4 protein-coding genes are annotated in these 2,366 nt (G+C 73.2%); 1 reads left to right on the top strand and 3 read right to left on the bottom strand.

Annotation, left to right across the window (positions count from 1 at the left end; translation table 11 throughout):
• Nucleotides 1-342 (bottom strand): SCO4225 family membrane protein (locus tag ACOV8S_RS19255; RefSeq protein WP_448319045.1); only part of this gene is annotated, 342 nt, incomplete at its 3' end.
• Between the two features lie 286 nt (nt 343-628).
• On the opposite strand from ACOV8S_RS19255, the gene ACOV8S_RS19250 reads away from it, so the two are divergent.
• Nucleotides 629-1,429: a GNAT family N-acetyltransferase gene (locus ACOV8S_RS19250; protein ID WP_448319044.1), complete on the top strand. Its 801-nt coding sequence runs from the start codon at nt 629-631 to the stop codon at nt 1,427-1,429.
• Nucleotides 1,430-1,460: 31 nt separating this feature from the next.
• Here the strand turns inward: ACOV8S_RS19250 and ACOV8S_RS19245 are convergent, their stop codons facing one another.
• Complete coding sequence (locus ACOV8S_RS19245; protein ID WP_448319043.1) at nt 1,461-1,901, bottom strand: hypothetical protein; 441 nt, start codon at nt 1,899-1,901, stop codon at nt 1,461-1,463.
• A gap of 83 nt (nt 1,902-1,984) precedes the next feature.
• The coding region (locus tag ACOV8S_RS19240; RefSeq protein ID WP_448319042.1) for an Appr-1-p processing protein at nt 1,985-2,366 on the bottom strand (382 nt) is incomplete at its 5' end.

Genomic DNA, 2,366 nt, shown 5'->3' with positions numbered 1-2,366 from the left:
GGCGTGCGCCCGCCGCCCCGCCGCCTCGTCGCTCCGCCGCACCCGGTCCGCCACCCAGCCGATCAGGGCGGCCTGGACCAGCGCGGACACCACGAGGGTGACGTCGGAGGCGGCCATCGCGGCCGTCCCCGTCATGTCGGCCGTCACCAGGTACTCCACCGGATCCAGCACCAGCCGCACCGGGGACGTCAGGGCGGTGAGCCACATGTCGAGTGCCGGAGCGAACCGGTCCGAGACCTCGCTGACCAGCTTCAACGTCACCAGCCCGCCCAGGTAGACCCGCGAGGCGGTGCTCCCGAAGGTCAGACCCAGAACTCTGCGCGACAGTGCCTTGATCCGCATGGCTTCTCCTGGTCCCGTTCGCCGAAGGGCCGATGTGCGTACCGGCCCGTTTCGGTCACTCTCCCGCTCCCGTCGCGCCGGCTCCTGAGTACCGCTACTCAACCGCGGCGGTTCCCGTACGCAGACCACGGACACCGTGCGCACCACCCGCCCTCCGGGACGGGTCACGACGATCTGCCCGTGGCCCCGTACGCGGTCGGGGCGTTGTACCGGTGGGCTGTCCGCGGCCACGCGCGGGCCATAGCCTTCCGAGTGCCCGACCTCCGAGGCGAAGGGTTGCCGTGACATGACGGATCTTGCGGACGCGACCGAATCGATGGACCAACTCCGCACCGTGTGGCGGGCCATGGTGCTCGACCGCACCCCTGACGCGGACGTGCGCGACCTCCCCGGGGTCGCCGTCCGGTGGGCCGACTGCCGATTCCCGTTCTGGAACGCCGTCACCCTCACCGAGATCGGCGTGGACGCGGCGCTCCTCGACGAGCGCCTGCGGCAGGCGGCGGAGGTGATGCGCGGCAAGGAACAGCCCGGCTTCCTGTGGCTGTTCGAGGACCTGCTCGGGGACGACGCCCGGACGGAACTCCCCTCGGCGGCGGAGCGGGCGGGCCTGCAGTACGCGTTCCCCGGCACCGGCATGGCCGGGGACCTGCTGCCCCTCCCCGAGCCGAAGCACCCCGATCTCACCTTCCTCCGCGTCACCACCGACGACCAGCTGACGGCGTACGCGGACCTCAACTCCCGCGCCTACGGCTTCGATCCGGCCGCCGGCCGGGACGGCATCGCGGGTTCCGCGCTGTGGAAGACGGAGGTGTTCGCCTACCTCGGTCTGCGCGACGGTGTCCCCGTGACCTGCGCGGCGGCCGTCGAGGCGGACGGCCGCCTCTTCGTCGCCCTGGTGGCCACCGCCCCCGAGTACCAGCGCCGCGGCTACGGCGAGGCCGTCACCCGCATGGCCCTCCACGAGGGCGCCCGCGCCACCGGCCTCACCCGCGCCACCCTGCACGCGACCGAGGCCGGCGCGCCGGTCTACCCACGGATCGGTTTCCGGCCGAACTCCCCGATGCGGTTCTACGCCCTGCGGCCGTGACCCGGCCAGGCCCCGCCCGGCCCGACAACCCTCAGGCGGGGTGCCCGCCGTCCCGCTCCCCCAGGAAGACGGAAACGGTGTGCGGACGCGGTGCGCCCTGCACGCGTACCCGCGTCCTCCACCGTCCCGCACGGGGAAGCCGGACCGTCTCGCTGTCCGGGTCCACCGGGTCGACGACGCACACGATTCCGGACGTGAACTCCATCTCCGCGTCCAGCACTTCACGCCCGTGCCCGTGAGCGGGCCCGGGGTCCCCCAGCCACACCTCGACCCGGACGTCCCCGTCGGTGTCGGGCCGCGTGGCCACGTACGTCTTCCTGGGAGAGAAGATCACCGCCTCCTCCCCCGTCTCGGCCACCGGATTGTCCGTGGTCCCGAAGTCCCGGATCGAGACGAGCCCGTACTGAGCGCCGAAGGGGCCGGCCCACAGAAGTCGTCGCACGGTGGTGGTGAACTCCCCTGCTCGCAGCATCGGTTCGTGCATCGCTTCGGCGCGCGCCGCCACCGCCCGTCCCTGTCCGGCATCGGCTTGCCCACGGGCGAGGAGGCGTCCCCTCAGCCGTGGTCGTAGACGGTGACGTCGATGTCCCGGGCACACAGGGCGGCGGCGACGAGGGGCTCGACGCGCTCCCACCGGCCGCCCGCGAGGCCGCAGCCGATGCGGGGCATGTGCACGGACGCCTGGTGGGCGAGGGCGTGTCCGGCCAGCGCGTTCAGGCAGCGTTCGAGGGCGTCGTACCGGATGGGCGGGCCCCCGCTGCCGGTCCTGATGCCCCGCTGCCCGACCATGTTGGCGACCTGGACGTCGGGCCGGACGGGCACCAGCTGCACCGCCCCGAGGGCGAAGTCGTTGCCGGCCCGCTCCCGGTGCCAGCGGCGGTAGGCCCGCTCCGGCTCCGGCCATCGGCGGGAGATCGCCAGGACGAAGCCCTTGCCC

It is taken from the genome of Streptomyces sp. CO7 (assembly GCF_053474865.1).
Note: the sequence above shows the minus strand (reverse complement) of the source record. Positions and strands in the feature narration are given on the sequence as shown.